General features: G+C 72.5%; 13 protein-coding genes. 8 read left to right on the forward strand and 5 right to left on the reverse strand.

Annotated elements, in window-relative coordinates:
- Nucleotides 1-83: 83 nt before the first annotated feature.
- The 4 genes from ACWPWW_RS14965 to cycA all read right to left on the reverse strand — a co-directional run bounded on the left by ACWPWW_RS14965 (nucleotide 84) and on the right by cycA (nucleotide 4,628).
- Complete coding sequence (locus ACWPWW_RS14965) at nucleotides 84-1,070, reverse strand: TatD family hydrolase (RefSeq protein ID WP_454051142.1); 987 nt, start codon at nucleotides 1,068-1,070, stop codon at nucleotides 84-86.
- A complete protein-coding gene (gene metG, locus ACWPWW_RS14970; RefSeq protein ID WP_454051143.1) occupies nucleotides 1,071-2,864 on the reverse strand; it encodes a methionine--tRNA ligase in 1,794 nt (597 codons plus the stop codon).
- A gap of 50 nt (nucleotides 2,865-2,914) precedes the next feature.
- Nucleotides 2,915-3,097 (reverse strand): hypothetical protein, encoded by a 183-nt coding sequence (locus tag ACWPWW_RS14975; protein WP_454051144.1) that lies wholly within the window; start codon nucleotides 3,095-3,097, stop codon nucleotides 2,915-2,917.
- Nucleotides 3,098-3,185: 88 nt separating this feature from the next.
- Nucleotides 3,186-4,628, reverse strand: coding sequence for a D-serine/D-alanine/glycine transporter (gene cycA, locus ACWPWW_RS14980; protein WP_454051835.1), 1,443 nt, complete (start codon nucleotides 4,626-4,628; stop codon nucleotides 3,186-3,188).
- Nucleotides 4,629-4,975: 347 nt separating this feature from the next.
- Between cycA and ACWPWW_RS14985 the strand changes: the two genes are divergently transcribed.
- The 5 genes from ACWPWW_RS14985 (at nucleotide 4,976) to ACWPWW_RS15005 (ending at nucleotide 13,252) form a co-directional block, all read left to right on the forward strand.
- Nucleotides 4,976-6,031: an ABC transporter substrate-binding protein gene (locus tag ACWPWW_RS14985; RefSeq protein ID WP_454051145.1), complete on the forward strand. Its 1,056-nt coding sequence runs from the start codon at nucleotides 4,976-4,978 to the stop codon at nucleotides 6,029-6,031.
- Between the two features lie 77 nt (nucleotides 6,032-6,108).
- Complete coding sequence (locus ACWPWW_RS14990) at nucleotides 6,109-7,608, forward strand: sugar ABC transporter ATP-binding protein (protein WP_454051146.1); 1,500 nt, start codon at nucleotides 6,109-6,111, stop codon at nucleotides 7,606-7,608.
- Nucleotides 7,605-8,573 (forward strand): ABC transporter permease, encoded by a 969-nt coding sequence (locus ACWPWW_RS14995; RefSeq protein WP_454051147.1) that lies wholly within the window; start codon nucleotides 7,605-7,607, stop codon nucleotides 8,571-8,573. Before ACWPWW_RS14990 ends, ACWPWW_RS14995 begins: the two co-directional genes overlap by 4 nt.
- Nucleotides 8,570-9,589, forward strand: coding sequence for an ABC transporter permease (locus ACWPWW_RS15000; RefSeq protein ID WP_454051148.1), 1,020 nt, complete (start codon nucleotides 8,570-8,572; stop codon nucleotides 9,587-9,589). Before ACWPWW_RS14995 ends, ACWPWW_RS15000 begins: the two co-directional genes overlap by 4 nt.
- A 162-nt stretch (nucleotides 9,590-9,751) precedes the next feature.
- The gene (locus ACWPWW_RS15005; RefSeq protein WP_454051149.1) at nucleotides 9,752-13,252 is read left to right on the forward strand and encodes a LamG-like jellyroll fold domain-containing protein; all 3,501 of its coding nucleotides are present in this window, start codon (nucleotides 9,752-9,754) and stop codon (nucleotides 13,250-13,252) included.
- A 148-nt stretch (nucleotides 13,253-13,400) separates the two neighbouring features.
- Here ACWPWW_RS15005 and ACWPWW_RS15010 read toward each other — a convergent pair whose 3' ends face one another.
- A complete protein-coding gene (locus tag ACWPWW_RS15010; RefSeq protein WP_454051150.1) occupies nucleotides 13,401-15,209 on the reverse strand; it encodes an ABC-F family ATP-binding cassette domain-containing protein in 1,809 nt (602 codons plus the stop codon).
- Nucleotides 15,210-15,306: 97 nt separating this feature from the next.
- Between ACWPWW_RS15010 and ACWPWW_RS15015 the strand changes: the two genes are divergently transcribed.
- The 3 genes from ACWPWW_RS15015 to ACWPWW_RS15025 are packed head-to-tail and all read left to right on the forward strand — an operon-like array spanning nucleotide 15,307 to nucleotide 18,579.
- On the forward strand, nucleotides 15,307-16,344 hold the full coding sequence (locus ACWPWW_RS15015; RefSeq protein ID WP_454051151.1) for a LacI family DNA-binding transcriptional regulator: 1,038 nt from the start codon (nucleotides 15,307-15,309) through the stop codon (nucleotides 16,342-16,344).
- On the forward strand, nucleotides 16,341-17,630 hold the full coding sequence (locus ACWPWW_RS15020) for an extracellular solute-binding protein (protein ID WP_454051152.1): 1,290 nt from the start codon (nucleotides 16,341-16,343) through the stop codon (nucleotides 17,628-17,630). The genes ACWPWW_RS15015 and ACWPWW_RS15020 overlap by 4 nt, the downstream gene beginning before the upstream one ends.
- Before the next feature lies 1 nt (nucleotide 17,631).
- Nucleotides 17,632-18,579, forward strand: a complete 948-nt coding sequence (locus ACWPWW_RS15025) for a carbohydrate ABC transporter permease (protein WP_454051153.1) — start codon at nucleotides 17,632-17,634, stop codon at nucleotides 18,577-18,579.

Below are 18,579 nucleotides of genomic sequence, written 5' to 3' on the forward strand. Positions count from 1 at the left end.
GACGGGAACCCGGAGCCCGCGGATCCACCCGGTCGGGGGTCGCGACGCCGGCCGGCGGCGGGGGGGTCGGGGGCCGCGCGGGGCTACCAGTCGCCGTAGACGCGGCGGGCCGTCGCGTCGAGGGCCGCGCAGACCCCCGCCAGGTCCGTGTCCCGCTCCGCGGCCAGGCGGCGGACCGTGTGCGGGACGAGGTACGGCGCGTTGGGGCGCCCGCGCAGCGGGTGCGCGGTGAGGTACGGCGCGTCGGTCTCGACCAGCAGCAGGTCCAGCGGGAGCAGCCGCACGGCAGCCCGGAGGTCGTCGTTGGCGCCGTAGGTCACCGGCCCCGCGACCGAGGCGAACCAGCCTTCGCGCGCGCAGAGCTCGGCGAGCGCCTCCCCGCCGGAGAAGCAGTGGAACACCGTGCGCTCGGGGGCGCCGTCCCGCAGCAGCACGTCCACGACGTCGTCGTGCGCGTCCCGGTCGTGGATCTGCAGCGCCAGGCCGAGCTCCTTGGCCAGCGCGACGTGCGACCGGAACGCCTCGCGCTGCACCTGGCGGCCGCGCGGGCCGGCGCGGAAGAAGTCCAGCCCCGTCTCGCCGACCGCGCGGACCCGGTCGTTGCCGCGCGCGACCTCGGCGACCCGTGCCAGCGCCTCGTCCAGGGGCACGTCGTGGCGGGGCTGCGGGTCCGGCTCGAGGCCGTCGGGCGCGACCTCGTGCACGCCGGCGTGCAGCACGGCCTCGTTGGGGTGGATCGCCACGGCCCCGAGCAGCGCGCGGCGGCCCGCCCGCAGCGGGACCGGTGCCGCGGCGCCGGAGCCGCCGGCGTCCACCCGCAGGACCGCGTCCGTCCACGCCACCGCGTCCAGGTCGCAGCCCACCTGGACCATCCGCGGCACGCCGACGGCCGCGGCCCGGTCCAGGTGGTCGTCCAGCGTGGCCGGGGCGGGCTCGCCGTCGGCGTCCGCGCCGGCCTCGGCCCGGACGTCCAGCACCGACTCGAGGTGCGTGTGGTCGTCGACCACCGCGACCGGCAGCGGCTCGGGCGACGGTGCCCAGCCCGTCGGCCGGTTGCGCGACCGCCCCACTCAGCCCTGCCGGAGGCGGTCGAGCTCGGCCTCGACCATGTCGTCGTCCAGCTTGGTGAACACCGGCTCCGGCTTGGCGACGGGCGTGCCCGGCACCAGGGCCTTCGGCTGCCACGCGGGCAGCGTCACGCCGCGGCGGTAGTCGCCGGTGATGACCGGGTACTGCCGCGACGGGTCGTCCAGGTCGGTGACCTCGTCGATGCGGGGGAGCGGCGAGAACTGGCCCGTGCCGCCCAGCGCCTCGTGCACCTGCTGGGCGGAGTGCGGCAGGAAGGGCGCCAGCATGGTGTTGCAGTCGCTCACGGCCTGCGCCGCGGTGTGCAGCACGGTGCCGAGCCGCTCCGGGTCCGTCTTCAGCTTCCACGGCTCGGTCTCGGAGATGTACCGGTTGGCCTCCTGCACCACCCGCATCGCCTCGCCGATCGCCGCGCGGTGCCGGTGCGTGCCGATCAGCTCGCCGACCCGGCCGAACGCCGTCGTCGTCGTCGCGAGCAGCGCCTCGTCCACGCCCAGGCGCGGCCCCGGCGTCGGGATCGCGCCGACGTTCTTGTGGATCATGCTGGCCGTGCGGTTGACCAGGTTGCCCCAGCCCGCGACCAGCTCGTCGTTGGTGCGGCGCTTGAAGTCGGCCCAGGTGAAGTCGGCGTCCTGCGCCTCCGGCCCCGCGGTCGAGATGTAGTACCGCAGCGCGTCCGGCTGGTACCGGCTCAGCATGTCGCGGACGTAGATGACGACGCCGCGCGAGGACGAGAACTGCTTGCCCTCCATCGTGAGGAACTCGGACGACACGACCTCGGTCGGGAGGTTCAGCTTCCCGAAGACGCCCGGCTCGCCGCCCTTGGACCCGCCACCGGCGTAGCCGAGCAGCTCGGCCGGCCAGATCTGCGAGTGGAAGGTGATGTTGTCCTTGCCCATGAAGTAGTAGGACAGCGACTCGGGATCGGTCCAGAACTGCCGCCACGCCTCGGGGTCACCCGACCGCCGTGCCCACTCGATGGACGCGGACAGGTAGCCGATCACGGCGTCGAACCACACGTAGAGCCGCTTGTGGGAGTCCTCCTCCCAGCCCGGCAGCGGGATCGGGATGCCCCAGTCGATGTCCCGGGACATCGCCCGCGGGCGGACGTCGTCCAGGAGGTTGAGCGAGAACTTCAGGACGTTCGGCCGCCACTCGGTGCGGGTGCGCAGCCAGTCGCCCAGCGCGTCGACGAACGCCGGCAGGTCCAGGAAGAAGTGGTTGGACTCGACGAACTTCGGGGTCTCGCCGTTGATCCGGCTGCGCGGGTTCTTCAGCTCGATCGCGTCCAGCTGGTTGCCGCAGTTGTCGCACTGGTCGCCGCGGGCGCCGTCGTAGCCGCAGATCGGGCAGGTGCCCTCGATGTAGCGGTCCGGCAGCGTGCGGCCCGTCGACGGGCTGATCGCGTTCATGGTCGTCTGCTCGACCATGTACCCGTTCTTGTGCACCGTGTGGAACATCTCCTGCACCACCGCGTAGTGGTTGCGGGTCGTGGTGCGGGTGAACAGGTCGTAGCTCAGCCCGAGCTGCGTGAGGTCCTCGACGATGACGCGGTTGTACCGGTCCGCGAGCTCCTGGGGGGTGACGCCCTCCTGCTCGGCCTGCACGAGGATCGGCGTCCCGTGCTCGTCGGTGCCGGACACCATGAGGACGTCGTGGCCCGCCATCCGCATGTAGCGGCTGAAGACGTCGGAGGGGACGCCGAAGCCGGCGACGTGACCGATGTGGCGCGGGCCGTTGGCGTAGGGCCAGGCGACAGCGCTGAGGATGCGGGACATGGCGTCGATCCTAGTGAGGCGTGCGCGGGGGTGCGGGACCGTCCCGGCGGTCAGCGGCGGCGAGGGACGAGCGGCTTCTCGGCGAGGTCGCGGATCCACTGCGGGGTCTCGCGCCCGACGCCCTCGTCCGCCGCCACCCGGAACTGGGCCATGGACTTCCGCACGGCGGGGTTGCGGCGGATCGCGGCGTCGCGGCGTTCCTCGCGCTCGACCTCTTCCTCAGGCGTCAGCATGTCGGGTGCTCCTCGTCGTCGGGTCGGCTCTCGGGCGCGTCGGTATCAGGGTCCTCGGCGTCGTCGGCGCCGATCAACCCCCGTTCGGTCAGGTCGTGGCACGCACCGCCCGGCGCTCCCCGGTCAGGTCGCCGGCGTCGTCCCCGCCCTCCGCGTCCCCGCCCGGGGGCCGTCGCCGCCGCAGCACCGCCCAGGCGATCCCGAGCAGCGCGAACCACACCGGCGTCACGACCAGGGCCTTGCGGGTGTCGGGCTCCAGCGCCAGCACCACGACCATCGAGGCGAAGAACGTCAGCACCACCGCGCACATCGCCCGCCCGCCGGGCATCCGGAACCGCGACGCCGCGTGCCGCTCCGGGTAGCGGCGCCGGTACGCCAGGTAGGAGAGCAGGATCATCGTCCACACCACCAGGTACAGCAGAGTGGCCACGCTGGTGACCAGCGTGAAGGCCTGCATCACGGACGAGCCGGCGTAGAGCAGGGCGATGGCGGGCACGAGGCACGCGCAGGAGAACAGCAGCCCGCGCGCCGGCACGTGGCGCCGGGACAGCAGCCGGAACGACCGGGGTGCCACGCCGTCGTGCGCCAGGCCGTACAGCATCCGGGAGGTGGAGAAGATGCCGCTGTTCGCGGACGACGCCGCCGACGTCAGGACGACCAGGTTGATCACCCCGGCGGCCGCGGGCAGCCCGACGAGGGCGAACATCTCGACGAACGGGCTGACCTCGGGGCTGATCTGCCGCCACGGCGTGACGGCCATGATGACGACCAGCGCGCCGATGTAGAACAGCCCGACCCGGACGGGGATCGCGTTGATGGCCCGCGGCAGCGTCCTCTCAGGGTCGTGGGTCTCGGCGGCGGCGGTGCCGACCAGCTCCATCCCCGCGAACCCGAAGATCGCGATCTGGAAGCCGGCCAGGAACCCGGTGAAGCCGTGCGGGAACAGGCCGCCGTCGGCGTGCAGGTTGCTCAGCGACGCCTGCACCCCGCCGGCGCCCTGGAACGCCGTGGCCACCAGGACGACGCCCGTGACGATCAGCGCGACGATGGCGACGATCTTGATGATCGCGAACCAGAACTCGAGCTCGCCGAACAGCCGCACCGCCACCAGGTTCAGCGTGAGCAGCAGGACGACCAGCCCCAGGGCGGGCACCCACCGCGGCAGGGCGGGCGCGAAGTAGTCGACGTACCCGGCGACGGCCACGACGTCGGCGATCCCCGTGACGATCCACGAGAACCAGTACGTCCACCCGGTGACGAAGCCGGCCCACGGGCCCAGGACGTCGGCCGCCATGTCCCGGAACGACTTGTAGTCGAGGTTCGACAGCAGCATCTCGCCCATGGCGCGCATGACGAAGAACAGCATGAAGCCGATGACGGCGTAGACGATCAGGACCGACGGGCCGGCCAGGGCGATGGTCCGGCCTGAGCCGAGGAACAGGCCGGTGCCGATGGCGCCGCCGATGGCGATGAGCTGGATGTGGCGGTTGGTCAGGCCGCGCTGGAGATGGTCGTCGGGCGCCGTCGTCATGGTTCCGGGCGGGAATTCGGGCACGGCTGTTCCTCGTCACTCAGGGCTGAGGATCGTGACCCTACAAGCCCCGGGCTGGGAGTTGTCCAGCCGCTCGAAAAATGCACAGGTGATATGTCGCGCATATGTCCCAAAAGGGGCAGGTGGGCCGTTCGGGTCATATGGGGACACCGCCGTAACGATCGGGTCACGGCCGTTGCGCCTGTGTGCGGTCCTGACAAGTATTGGTGGGACCTGGGCGGTTTCAGCCGCAGCGATGGTGGATTCTGGTCGCTTCGCCCGGGTGCGTGGGCCCGACGTGGGCCCAGGTCGTCAACATAGGAGTTGAGACGCACATGCGGCATGTCATGAGTCGGGTCGGGGTCCTCGCGATGACGGGGGTCTTCCTCGTCGGGTGCACGAACACCGGGACGGACGGCGTGGAGACGCAGGACGGGGCTGATGCGGCCCAGGAGGTGCAGACGCCTGACGCGGCGTCGGCCGGGACGGGTTGCACGGTCGCGGACTACGGCGTCGAGCCGATCGACCTGGAGGGCGCGGTCATCGGCTTCTCGCAGTCGGAGCCGGACGCGGCGTCGTGGCGGGCTGCGGAGACCCAGTCGTTGCGCGAGGAGGCGGCGGCCCGCGGGGCCGAGCTGGTGGTCACGAACGCGAACAACGAGCTGTCGAAGCAGATCTCCGACATCCAGGAGATGCTCGCGCAGGGCGTGGACGCGCTGATCGTCGCCCCGGTGAACTCGGACGGCCTGGACCCCGCCCTCACCGCGGCCCGGGACGCAGGCGTGGCGGTGCTGACGATCGACCGCAAGGTCAGCAACGACCACTGCGCCGACTACGTCGCCTACCTCGGGTCGGACTTCGAGGAGCAGGGCCGGCGAGCGGCCGATGCGCTCGCGGAGGCGACCGGTGGGACCGCGCAGGTGGCGGTGCTGCTCGGGTCGTCCGGCAACAACGTGACCGACGGGCGCCGTGACGGGTTCGCCGAGCAGGTCGCGGCCGAGTACCCGGACATCACGATCGTCGCCGAGCAGACCGCGAACGCCTCGCGGACCGAGGGCCAGGCGGTCACCGAGCAGCTGCTGCAGGCGCACCCGGAGATCGACGCGGTCTACGCGTACAACGACGAGGAGGGGCTCGGCGCGATGGCCGCGGTCGAGGCCGCAGGTCTGCTGCCGGGGGAGGACGTGAAGATCGTCTCCGTCGACGGCACCCGCACCGCCGTCCAGGCGATCGTCGACGGCACGTACACCGCGGTGATCGAGTCCAACCCCCGGTTCGGCCCGCTGGCGTTCGACACCCTCGCGAGCTTCTTCGCCGGCGAGGAGATCCCCGAGGACATCATCATCGCCGACGGGGTCTACGACGCGGGCAACGCCGCCGACGGCCTTGCTCGGGCGTTCTGAGCGACGTGGCAGACCACGTTGCGGCCCGCGAGGCCGCTCGACCGGGCGACCCCGGTCCCGTTCTCGAGGTGCGCGGGGTGCACAAGCACTTCGGCGGCGTGCGAGCGCTGCGCGGCGTCGACCTGGCGCTGCGTCCCGGCGAGGTCCGGGCCCTCGCAGGAGAGAACGGGGCCGGCAAGTCGACGCTGATCAAGGTCGTCACCGGCGCGTACCGGCCGGACTCCGGCGAGGTGCGCTACGAAGGCCGGACGGTCGAGTTCGACCGGCCGGCGGACGCCCAGCGTGCCGGGATCTCCACGATCTACCAGGAGATCAACCTCGTGCCGCTGCTGTCGGTGGCGCGGAACGTCTTCCTGGGACGTGAACCCCGGCGGTTCGGGCTGATCGACCTCCCGGAGATGCACCGGCAGGCGCAGCGCGCCGTGCGCCGTCTCGGACTCGACGTGGACGTCCGGGCGGACCTCGGGACGCTCGGGCTCGGCGCTCAGCAGATGGTGGCGCTGGCCCGGGCGGTCGCCGTGGACGCCCGCGTGGTGATCATGGACGAGCCGACGTCCTCTCTCGAAGCGGCCGAGGTCGCCATGCTGTTCGAGGTCACGCGCAGCCTGCGCGACGCCGGCGTCGCGGTCGTCTACGTGTCGCACCGGCTCGACGAGCTGTGGGAACTGTGCAGCTCCGTCACGGTGCTGCGGGACGGCCGCGACGTGCTGACCGCCCCGATGGCCGACGTCAGCCGGCGGGACCTGGTCGGGCAGATGCTCGGCCGGCACATCGCGGACGCCCCGCCCCGGGAACGCTTGTCCGACGTCGGAGCGGAGCAGACCAGCGAGCCCGCGCTGGCCGTGCGGGGGCTGTCGGTCCGGCACCGGCCGCAGGACGTGTCGTTCACGGTCCGGCCGGGGGAGACGCTCGGCCTTGGCGGTCTGCTCGGGGCGGGGCGTACGGAGACGGTCAAGGCCGTGTACGGAGCCCTGCGCACGGAGCAGGGCGCGGTGGAGGTCGCGGGGCAACGGCTGCGGCCGCACTCGGTCCGTGCGGCGCTGCGTGCGGGGGTCGCCCTGCTGTCCGAGGACCGCAAGGCAGAAGGGCTCGTGCCCGACCTCTCGATCCGCGACAACATCGTGCTCGCCGCTCTGCCCGCGGTCTCACGGTGGGGCGTCGTGGACGACCGGGCGGTGGACCGGCTGGTCGCCACGTTCATGCAACGGCTCCGGATCAAGGCGTCCGGGCCCGGCCAGCTGGTCGGCGAGCTGTCGGGCGGCAACCAGCAGAAGGTGCTGCTCGCCCGGTGGCTGTGCACGGAGCCGCGGGTGTTCCTGCTCGACGAGCCGACCCGCGGCATCGACGTCGGAGCGAAGGCCGAGGTGCGCGATCTCGTGGACGAGCTCGCCGCGCAGGGTCTCGCTGTCGTGCTGATCTCGTCCGAGACCGACGAGATGGTCGCCGCAGCCGACCGCGTGCTCGTGCTCCGGGACGGTGCAGTGGCCGGGGAGCTCGTGGGCGCCGAGGTCGATGCGTCGGCCCTGCTCGCGGCGCTGGTCGGCGAGGCGCCGACCGTCGCCCAGGAGGCATCATGACCACGCAGACCCAGGCACCACCCGGCACGCGTCCCCGGCTCCGGGTCGACGGAGCGTGGCTGCGCCGGTACGGGGTGTACCTGGCCGTCGCCGTCCTGGTCGCCGTGAACCTGGTCATCACCGACAACTACCTCTCGACCGCGAACCTGTGGACCCAGCTCCAGCAGGTCGCGCCCGTCGTGATCGTCGCGCTGGGGATGGCCCTGGTCATCGGCACCGGTGGCATCGACCTCTCGGTCGGCTCTGTCATGGCCTTGTCCGCTGCCGTCGTGCCGCTCTACCTCGGGTACGGCACGGTGCCGGCGGTGCTCGCCGGTGTGGCCGTCGGTGTCGGCGCCGGGGCCCTCGCCGGCGTCCTCGTCGCACGGGTGGGTCTGCAGCCGATCGTGGCGACGCTCGGCGTGATGGTCGCCGGGCGTGGGCTGGCGGCGGTGGTGTCCGGTCAGGTGAACTTCACCGACCCGGGCCTGCGGACTCTCGGCCGCGGGGCCGTGCTGGGTGTGCCGAACATCGTCGTCGCGGCCGCGCTCGTCGTCGTCGCGGTGGCGTTCCTGGTCCGGCGCACGGTGTCCGGCCGGGAGCTGCTCGCCGTCGGCGGAAACCGTCGCGCGGCCGTGCTCGCAGGACTCCGGGTCGGCCGGACCCTGGTCGGGGTGCACGTGCTGTGCGGGCTGCTCGCGGCCGTCGCGGGGATCCTCGTCGCCACCCGCAGCCAAGGCGTCGACCCGATGCGGCTCGGGCTGCTGATGGAGCTGCACGCCATCACGGCCGTGGTCATCGGCGGCGCGTCGCTGTCCGGCGGGCGGGTCCGGGTGCTCGGGACCGTCGCCGGGGCGCTGCTCGTGCAGCTGTTCCGGTCGACGCTCATCGCGCACAACATCTCCGACGCGGTCTCCCAGATGGCACTTGCCGTGATCGTCGTGCTCGGGGTCTACGTCCAGCAGATCGGCCGGAGGTCACGATGAGCATCACCACCACCAGCACAACCGCCGTCCCGGTCCCCGCCGCGGCGCGCGCCCGGACCGGTGCCGGACGGCTCGCGCGGATGGCGCAGCGGCAGGGCGCTCTCGTCGTGCTCGTCGGCATCGTGATCGTGATGTCGTCGATGTACCAGACGTTCGCGACCGCGGGGAACCTCGCCCAGATCGCGAACCAGTCGGCGTTCCTCGCGATCATCGCCCTGGGGATGACGTTCGTGATCTTCACCGGCGGCATCGACCTGTCCGTCGGCTCCGTCTACTGCTTGGGTGGGGTCCTCGCGGCCTGGGGCTCCCAGCACGGCGTCGTGGTCGCCGTCGTGCTGGCCGTGGGCGTGTGCGCGGGGATCGGCCTGGTGCAGGGGCTGGTGATCGCCCACGGTCGGCTGCCGGCGTTCATCGTCACGCTCGCCGGCCTGATGTTCGCCCGCGGACTGCTCCTGACGCTGACCGGCTCCGGCGCCGTGACGTACAAGGTGCCGCCGGGATCGCCGCTGCTGCACCTCGCGCAGGACCGGGTGCTCGGGCTCGGGCCGCACTGCTGGCTCGCGATCGCGCTGTTCGCGGTCGGCGGGCTCGTGCTCCGGCGCACCGCGTACGGCTCGACGCTGCTCGCGCTCGGCGGGCAGCCCGACGCGGCGGCGTTGATGGGACTGCCGGTGGCCCGGTCGACGGTGCTCGTCTACACGGTGTCCGGCGCGCTCGCCGGCCTGGCCGGGGTCTGCGTGGCGTCCTACACCGCGTCCGGGGTCACGACCCTGGGCAGCGGCCTCGAGCTGCAGGCGATCTCCGCCGTCGTCATCGGCGGCACCCTGCTCGCCGGCGGCTCCGGGACCGTGCTCGGGACGCTCGTCGGTGTGCTGCTGCTCCAGGTCATCGCGAACTGGATCAACCGGATCGGCCTGTCCAACACGAACTGGCAGGCGGTGGTGTCCGGCGCGGTGCTGCTGGTCGTCGCCACCGCGCAGGCCTGGCTGAGCCGCAGCCAGCGCCCACCAGCCTGACCGACAGCCCGCACCTGCACCACAGATCAGCCGCACGGAACGGCACGACGCGACCGGCGCCTCAGGGCGCCCGTCGCGCGGGGTCGCGCGCCTGCGCCGCCCCGGATTACCGAACTGGAGGGTGGTCCCTGCATGAGATCCCACACGAGGGCACGTGGACGCGTGCGTGCCCGCACCGCCGGGCTGGTCACGGCCGCTCTGGCGTTGAGCGGCTTGGTACTGACGGGTCCGGCCCTCGCGACACCGTCGGACGCCGGGCCCGAGGGCGCCGACTCCGCCGACGCCGCCGAACCTGCACCACCAGCCGACGGCCACGGCGTGCTCGGCGAGTACTTCACGATGTCGGCCCCGGGCGCCTGGGACCTCGACGCCCTCGGCGGCACGCAGGTCGAGTCGCGTCTGGAGATCGGGGACCTCGTCCCCACCTTCCAGGACCTCACGGGCCGGGGCACGCACACCAGCGCGCGCTGGACCGCAGACCTGGACGTCCCGGCGGACGACGCCTACACCTTCGCCGCAGTAGGGGACAACGGGTTCCGCCTGTGGATCGACGACGCGCCCGTGATCGACCACTGGGAACCCGACTGGGACAACGAGCAGACGTCGGAACCCGTCGCGCTCACCGCCGGCAAGCACGCCCTGCGGATGGAGCTCTTCCAGGAGGAAGGCGGCTCTCACCTCACGCTCCGGTGGTCCTCTGCTGCCATCGAGCGTGAGGTCGTCCCCGACACCGCGTTCTGGCTGCCGGACGGCGTCGAGGTGCCGGACGTCAGCGCGGTCGTCCCGTCGGCGGGCGATGTCCTGCGCCTGACCGGATCCGCACCGCTGTCGGGCGTGGACGGCGTCGAGGAGCACCTCACGGTGACGGTCGCGGGCGTGACCTGGCCGGTCACCGACGCGACACCGGACCCCGATGACCCGGCCACCGCCGACGTGACGCTCAGCGAGCCGGTGCCGGCCGGCAGCCGGGTGCGCGTCGCCTACGACGGGTCGGCCGAGCTGGCCGCAGGCGGCGTACCGCTGCCCGCGTTCAACCTGCCGGTGGCCAACGACTCGACCTATGCGATGGTCACGCCGTTCGCCGCCGACGTCGATCCCGAGCACCCGCTGCCCGAGTACCCGCGTCCGCAGCTGACCCGAGAGCGGTGGGTCAACCTCAACGGACCGTGGCAGCTGGGCACGGGCACCGCCCCGGTGTTCGGCGCGGACCTGCCCGAGACGGTGACGGTCCCGTTCCCGGTCGAGTCCGTGCTGTCGGGCATCAACCGGCACGAGGACCACATGCTCTACCGGCGCACCGTCGAGGTCCCGGCGGACTGGGACGTGGGCGGGACCGAGCGCCTCCTGCTGCAGTTCGGTGCCGTCGACCACGAGGCGTGGGTCTACGTGAACGGCGCCGAGGTCGCGCACCACATCGGGGGGTACGACGCGTTCAGCGCGGACATCACCGACGCACTGGTCGGGTCCGGGCCGCAGGAGATCGTCGTGCGCGTCACCGACACCACGGACCGCAGCTTTCCCACCGGCAAGCAGGTCCCGGACCCCGGGGGCATCTTCTACACCCCCTCGTCGGGCATCTGGCAGACCGTCTGGATGGAGCCGGTGCCGGTCGCCTCGGTGGCCCAGGTCGACGCGGCACCGGTCGCGACGCTGGACGCCGTGGACGTGACGGTCCGGTCCACCGGAGCGGGGACGGCGCCATCTGCCACGGTGACCGTGCTCGCCCCGGACGGTGCCGAGGTGGGCACGGTGTCCGGTCCGGCGGACGTGCCGCTGCGGGTCGAGGTGCCCGACGCCGAGCTCTGGGAGCCCGGCAACCCGGCGCTGTACGGGCTGCGGGTGACCCTGGGTGACGACGTCGTGGAGTCCTACGTCGGGATGCGGACGATCGAGGTCGCGCCCGTCGACGGCGTGAACCACGTCCTGCTCAACGGCGAGAAGACGTTCCTGCTGTCGACTCTCGACCAGGGGTACTGGCCGGACGGCATCTCCACCGCCCCCACCGACGAGGCACTGCTCTTCGACCTCGAGGAGCACCTCGCGATGGGCTTCAACACCGTGCGCAAGCACATCAAGGTGGAGCCCGCCCGCTGGTACCACCACGCCGACACCCTCGGGCTGCTCGTCTGGCAGGACATGCCGGCCGCGTGGACGAACGGGGACACCGCCAAGCAGGCGTCGTTCCAGGCCGAGCTGGCCACGATGGTCGACCAGCACCTGTCCGTCCCCTCCATCATCGGCTGGGTCCCGTTCAACGAGGGCTGGGGCGAGTGGGACCTTGCTGCAACCGGCCAGATCGCCGAGCAGGTGAAGGAGCAGGACCCGAGCCGCCTGGTGAACGCGCACTCCGGGCAGAACTGCTGCGACTCCCTCGGCGACGCCGGGCGCGGTGACGTCATCGACTGGCACGCCTACCCCGGTCCCGGTCTGCCCGACCCGGACGCCACCCGTGCGGCCGTGGACGGGGAGCACGGCGGCTACTCGCTCGCGATCCCGGGACACATGTGGCCCGGCGGGAACCTCAACCCCTACCAGGGGGTGCAGTCGGTGCAGGAGCTGACCGACGCCTACGTCCGCAACACCGCCACGCTCGCCCGGCCGGCGTACGCCAGCCTGTCTGGATCGTTGTACACCCAGATCACCGACGTCGAGAACGAGCTCAACGGCTTGTGGACCTACGACCGTGCCGTGCCCAAGGTGGACCGGGACGCGGTGCGGGCCGTCAACGAGGCCGTCATCGAGGTCGGCTCGCGCAGCTCGGCGACCACCTACCCGGCGGGGACGCCCGGGCTGGACGGCGCGGTGCGCTGGCCGTTCGACGAGGGCGAGGGCGACCAGGCCCAGGACGTCACCGGCGGCGGCCGCGAGGCGACGCTGCACGGTGGCAGCTGGACCGACGGCCACGACGGGACCGGCGTCCACCTCGACGGGACGGCCGACTGGGTCGACGGCACCGCGGACGTCGTCGACACGACCGGCTCGTACGCCGTGTCCGCCTGGGTCGCGCTCGACCGCCTGCCGGAGAACTACGCCACCGTGGTCGCGCACGACGGCGCCACCGGATCCAGCGCGTTCTTCCTGCAGTGGGGAGCGCAGGTCGGTGGGTTCGCCGTCAGCTTCCTCGACGGACCGCGCGCCGTCGCGGACCTCCCGACCGAGGTGGGGCAGTGGTACCACCTCGTCGCGGTGCGGGACGCGGCCGCTCAGGAGCTGCGGCTCTACGTCGACGGCGAGCTCGCTGCCACCGAGGTGGCGCGCGGCGCCGACCTGCCCGCCGGCGGGCTCACCATCGGGCGTGCGACCTGGCGGGACGACGCGGTCGACTTCTGGCCGGGGTCGGTGGACGACGTGCGGGTGTTCGACCGCGCAGTGGGTGCCGATGAGGTGACTGCGCTCTACGTCGACGAGCCGGAGCCGGGTCCTGACCCGGAGCCGGGTCCCGACCCGGAGCCGGGCCCCGAGCCGGAGCCGGGCCCCGAGCCGGGCCCGGATCCGGAACCGGACCCCGAGGCCGACACCGACGTCCCCCAGGACGGCGACCTCGCGCTCACCGGGACGCAGGTGACCTGGTTGGTGGCGCTGGCTGCGCTGCTCGTCGGCGCCGGCACCGTCCTGGTCCGAGCTCGCCGGGAAGCGCGTCAGGAGGTATCCCCGGAGGTCTGATCGAAACGAACGGGGTGCGTCGGGCCATGCCCGGCGCACCCCTCCTCGGCTCAGAGCGGCGCGCGCGCCAGGCGCGGACGGAGTCAGCGAGGCCCTGGAGCCCTCGCAGCGACGCGAGGAGTGATCGACTTGCGGGCGGAGTGATTTCTCAGCCCTCGACGGCCTCCGCCAGCGCCATCCACCGCTCCTCGACCTCGGCGATCTCCGCCTCGCGCGCGTGCTTCTCCTCGCCCAGGGCGGTCAGGCCGCCGTAGTCGGCAGGGTCGTGCTCGGCCATCTTCTTGTCGAGGGCCTCGATCTGCCCGGTGATCTTGGCGATCCGCCGCTCCAGCGCGCCGAGCTCCTTCTTGGCGGCGCGCAGCTCGGCGCCGTCCAGCCCGGTGGGTGCGCCGTCGGACGCGGCCGGCCCGGTGGCCTCCGTGGGCGACCCGGTCGACACGGGCCGGCCGGCCCGCTGGTGCTCCAGCAGCCGCAGGTACTCGTCGACGCCGCCCGGGACGTGCCGCAGGTGGCCGTCGAGGACCGCGCACTGCTGGTCGGTGACGCGCTCCAGCAGGTACCGGTCGTGGGACACCACCAGGAGCGTGCCGGGCCACGTGTCGAGCAGGTCCTCCATCGCGGCGAGCATGTCGGTGTCGAGGTCGTTGGACGGCTCGTCCAGCACCAGCACGTTGGGCTCGTCGAGCAGGATCAGCAGCAGCTGCAGGCGCCGGCGCTGGCCGCCGGACAGGTCCTTGACGGGGGTCTGGAGCTGCACGGCGGTGAAGCCGAGGCGCTCGAGCAGCTGGCCGGGGGTCATCTCCTTGCCGCCCGCGACGTACGACGTCCGGTAGCGGGCGATGACGTCGTTGACGCGCTCGTCGGCGATGTCGCGCAGCTCGGCGAGCTCCTGGGTGAGCGTCGCGACCTTGACCGTCTTGCCGTGCTTCACCCGGCCCGTGGTGGGGCGCACCTCGCGGGTGACGAGTCCCAGCAGCGTCGACTTGCCGGCGCCGTTCACGCCGAGCACGCCGGTGCGCTCGCCGGGCGCGATCAGCCAGGTGACGTGCTTCAGCACCTCGTGGTCGCCGTAGGACACGGAGACGTCCTCGATGTCGACGACGTCCTTGCCGAGCCGGGACGTGGCCATCCGGGACAGCTCGACGGAGTTGCGCACCGGCGGCTCGTCCTCGATCAGCTGGTTCGCGGCCTCGATGCGGAACTTCGGCTTGGCCGTGCGGGCGGGCGCGCCGCGGCGCAGCCAGGCGAGCTCCTTGCGCATGAGGTTCTGCCGCTTCGCCTCGGACGCGGCGGCCATCCGGTCGCGCTCGACGCGCTGCAGGACGTAGGCCGCGTACCCGCCCTCGAACGGCTCGACGACGCCGTCGTGCACCTCCCACGTCGCGGTGCACACCTCGTCGAGGAACCACCGGTCGTGGGTGACGACCAGCAGCCCGCCGGCGTTGGCCGACCAGCGGCGGTTCAGGTGCCGCGCGAGCCAGGTGACGGCCTCGACGTCGAGGTGGTTGGTGGGCTCGTCGAGCATGAGGACGTCGTCGTCGCCGGCCAGCAGCGCCGCCAGCGCGACGCGGCGCCGCTGCCCGCCGGAGAGGTCGCCGACCAGCTTGTCCCACGGGAGGTCGCCGACCAGCCCGGAGACGACGTCGCGGATCCGGGCGTCGCCGGCCCACTCGTGCTCGACGCGGTCGCCGACGACGGCCGCGCCGACCGTCAGCGCCGGGTCCAGGGTGTCGGTCTGGTCGAGCACGCCGATCCGCACGCCGCCGCGCACGGTGACGCGGCCGGAGTCCGGCTGCAGCCGCCCGGCCAGCAGGGCGAGCAGCGAGGACTTGCCGTCGCCGTTGCGGCCGACGACGCCCACCCGGTCGCCCTCGTTGAGGCCCACGGTCACCGAGTCGAAGACGTTCTTGGTGGGGAAGGACAGGTGCAGCGCTTCGCCGCCGAGCAGGTGGGCCATCCCGCAAGGGTAGGCGTCCAGGACGGTCGTCAAACCGGTTGTCCGATCCGTCAAACCGCTTTTACGGTCGAGGCAGGTCCATCACGAAGGGGTGAGGATGACCCGTCCGACCATCTCCGACGTGGCCCGCGCAGCCGGGGTCACCAAGGCCACGGTGTCGCACGCGTACAGCGGCAACCGGCCGATCAGCGGGGCGACCAAGGCACGCGTCTTCGCCGCGGCGCGCGAGCTGCACTGGGTCCCGAGCTCCAGCGCCCGGGCGCTCGCGATCCGGCGGGCGAACGCCATCGGGGTCGTGCTCCGGCGCGACCCCGCGATCCTCGCGTCCGACACCTTCTTCCCGGCGTTCATCGCGGGCGTCGAGCAGTCGCTCGCCGAGCGCGAGGTCGCCCTGGTGCTGCAGGTGGTGGGCAGCCGGGCCGCGGAGGAGCGGGCGTACCGCGCGATGGTCGCGGGCCGCGCCGACGGCGTGATCGTGCTGGACCTGCACCGCGAGGACTGGCGGGTGCCGTTCCTGCAGCAGCTCGCGCTCCCGGCGGTGCTGCTCGGGGCGTACGACGGGCCGAGCGCGCTGTCGTGCGTCCGGACCGACGACGACACCCCGGTGCGCCAGCTGGTGGAGCACCTGCGCAGCCGCGGCCACACCCGGATCGCGCACGTGGGCGGGCCCCTGGGCTACGTGCACTCGTTCGCGCGGGCCAAGGCGTACGTGCAGGCGGTCGGCTCGCGGGAGCTGCTCCGCGAGGGCGACTTCACCGCCGGCAGCGGCCGGGCGACGACGGCGGAGCTGCTGGCGCTGCCCGACCGGCCCACCGCGATCCTGTACGCGAACGACACCATGGCGATCGCCGGCGCCTCGTACGCGCAGAGCCGCGGGCTGGCCGTCCCGGCCGACCTCGCGGTGGCCGGCTTCGACGACGACCACCTGTCGGCGCACCTGAGCCCGCCGCTCACCAGCGTCTCCACCGACCCCGCCCGCCGCGGCCGGGTCGCCACCACCCGGCTCCTGGCGGACCTCGCCGGCGAGGAGCCCCGGTCCGTGACGGTCGACTGCACCGTCCTGCAGCTGCGCGCGAGCACCGACGCCCCCGCGCCGAGCGATCCCCGACCCGAGCTCGATGAGGAGTCCCGATGAGGCACACCCGCAAGTCAGCCGGCATCACCCTGGTCGCCGCCGTGGCGCTCGCCACGGCCGCGTGCTCGGGCGGTCAGGACGACGCCGGGGGCGGTGGCGACGGCGCCGCGGCCACCGGCCCGATCACGATCTGGCTGTCCAACAACGAGCAGGAGGTCGCCTGGGGCCAGGAGGTCGTGGACGCCTGGAACGCCGACCACCCCGACGAGCAGGTGACGGCCCAGGAGATCCCGGCCGGTGCGTCCTCGGAGGAGGCGATCACGGCCGCGATCACCGCGGGCACGGCGCCGTGCCTGGTCTACAACATCAGCAGCGCCGCGGTGCCGGGCTGGGTCCGGCAGGGCGGGCTGGTCGACCTGGCGACGATGGACGGCGGCACCGACTACCTGACCGAGCGCGGCGGCGACGGGATCTCCGTGTACGAGACGGACGGCGGCTACTACCAGCTGCCGTGGAAGTCGAACCCCGTCATGGTCATGTACAACAAGGCGCTGTTCGCCCAGGCGGGCCTGGACCCGGAGGACCCGGGCATGGCGACCTACGACGACTTCCTCGCCGGCGCGCAGCAGATCGTCGACTCGGGTGCCGCGCCCAGCGCCATCTGGCCGTCGCCGACCAACGACTTCTACCAGCCGTGGTTCGACTTCTACCCGACGTACCTGGCCGAGACCGACGGCACCCTGCTGGTCGAGGACGGCGAGTCCACGTTCGACGACGAGGCCGGCCACGCGGTCGCCGAGTTCTGGGCGTCGGTCTACGCCGACGGGCTCGCGCCGCAGGAGGAGTCGACCGACGACGCGATGATCACCGGGCAGACGGCGATGCAGATGGCCGGCCCGTGGGCGATCGCGTCCTACAAGGACAGCGTGGACGTCGGCTTCATGCCGGTGCCGACGTCGGACGGGCGCGAGGACGTGACGACGTTCGCGGACTCCAAGAACGTCTCGATGTTCACGTCCTGCGAGAACCAGGGCACGGCGTGGGAGTTCCTGCAGTACTCCACGAGCGAGGAGAACGACGGCGCGCTGCTCGAGGCGACCGGCCAGATGCCGCTGCGCCAGGACCTCGCGGCGACCTACCCGGACTACTTCGCGGCGAACCCGGAGTACGAGGTGTTCGCGGACCAGGCGGCCCGCACCGGCGACGTGCCGAGCATCCCGAACTCGATCGAGGCGTGGCAGACGTTCCGTGAGGCGTACTCGTCCGCGGTGATCTTCCGCAGCACGTCGGTCGACGAGTTCCTCAGCACCGCCGCGTCGGAGATCGACACCCTGGTGCAGGGCTGAGATGACCGCCCTGACGACGGGCGCGGGAGCGGGTGTCGGCCAGGCACCCGCCCCGCCCCCCGGGGGACGGGGCCGCCGCCGGTGGTGGGGCGGGCAGCCGATCGGGTCGCTGCTCGCTGCGCCCTACGTGGTGTTCGTGCTCGTCGTGTTCGCGTACCCGCTCGGGTTCGCGGGGTACATGTCGGTGCACGACTACTTCTTCACGGCGCCCGGCGTGGACGTGCCGAAGCCGTTCGTCGGGCTCGAGAACTTCCAGGCGGTGCTCACGGACCCGCAGGTGCTCCGGTCGTTCCGGAACACCGCGGTGTTCCTGGTGATCAACGTGCCGCTGACGGTGGTGCTCGCGCTGGTACTGGCGTCGGCGCTCAACGCGGGCGTGCGGTGGGCCGCGGCCTACCGGGTGGCGTACTACGTGCCGTACCTGACGGCGAGCGTGTCGCTGGTCGGCGTCTGGATGCTGCTGTTCTCGTCGACCGGCCTGGTCAACCAGGTGCTCGGGCCGCTCGCGCCGGACCCGTCGTGGCTGGTGAACAAGGCCCTGGCGATGCCCACCATCGCGCTGTACGTGACGTGGAAGCAGCTGGGGTTCTACGTGCTGCTCTACCTCGCCGCGCTGCAGAACGTGCCGCGCGAGCTGCACGAGTCCGCCGAGACCGACGGCGCCAACGGGTTCCAGCGGTTCCTCAACGTGACGGTGCCGGGCGTGCGGTCGGCGACGACGCTCGTGCTGGTCCTGGCGATCATCACCGGCACCAACCTGTTCACCGAGCCGTACCTGCTGACCGGCGGCGGCGGCCCCGACGGGGCGTCGGTCACCCCGGTGCTGCTCATCTACCAGCGCGGCATCCAGCAGCAGAACCCCGACGTCGCGGCCGCCATCGGCATGCTGCTGGTGGTCGTCGTCGGGCTGCTGTCCCTGGCCGCCCAGCGACTGAACCGGGAGCGATGA

It is taken from the genome of Cellulomonas sp. Marseille-Q8402, assembly GCF_965119525.1.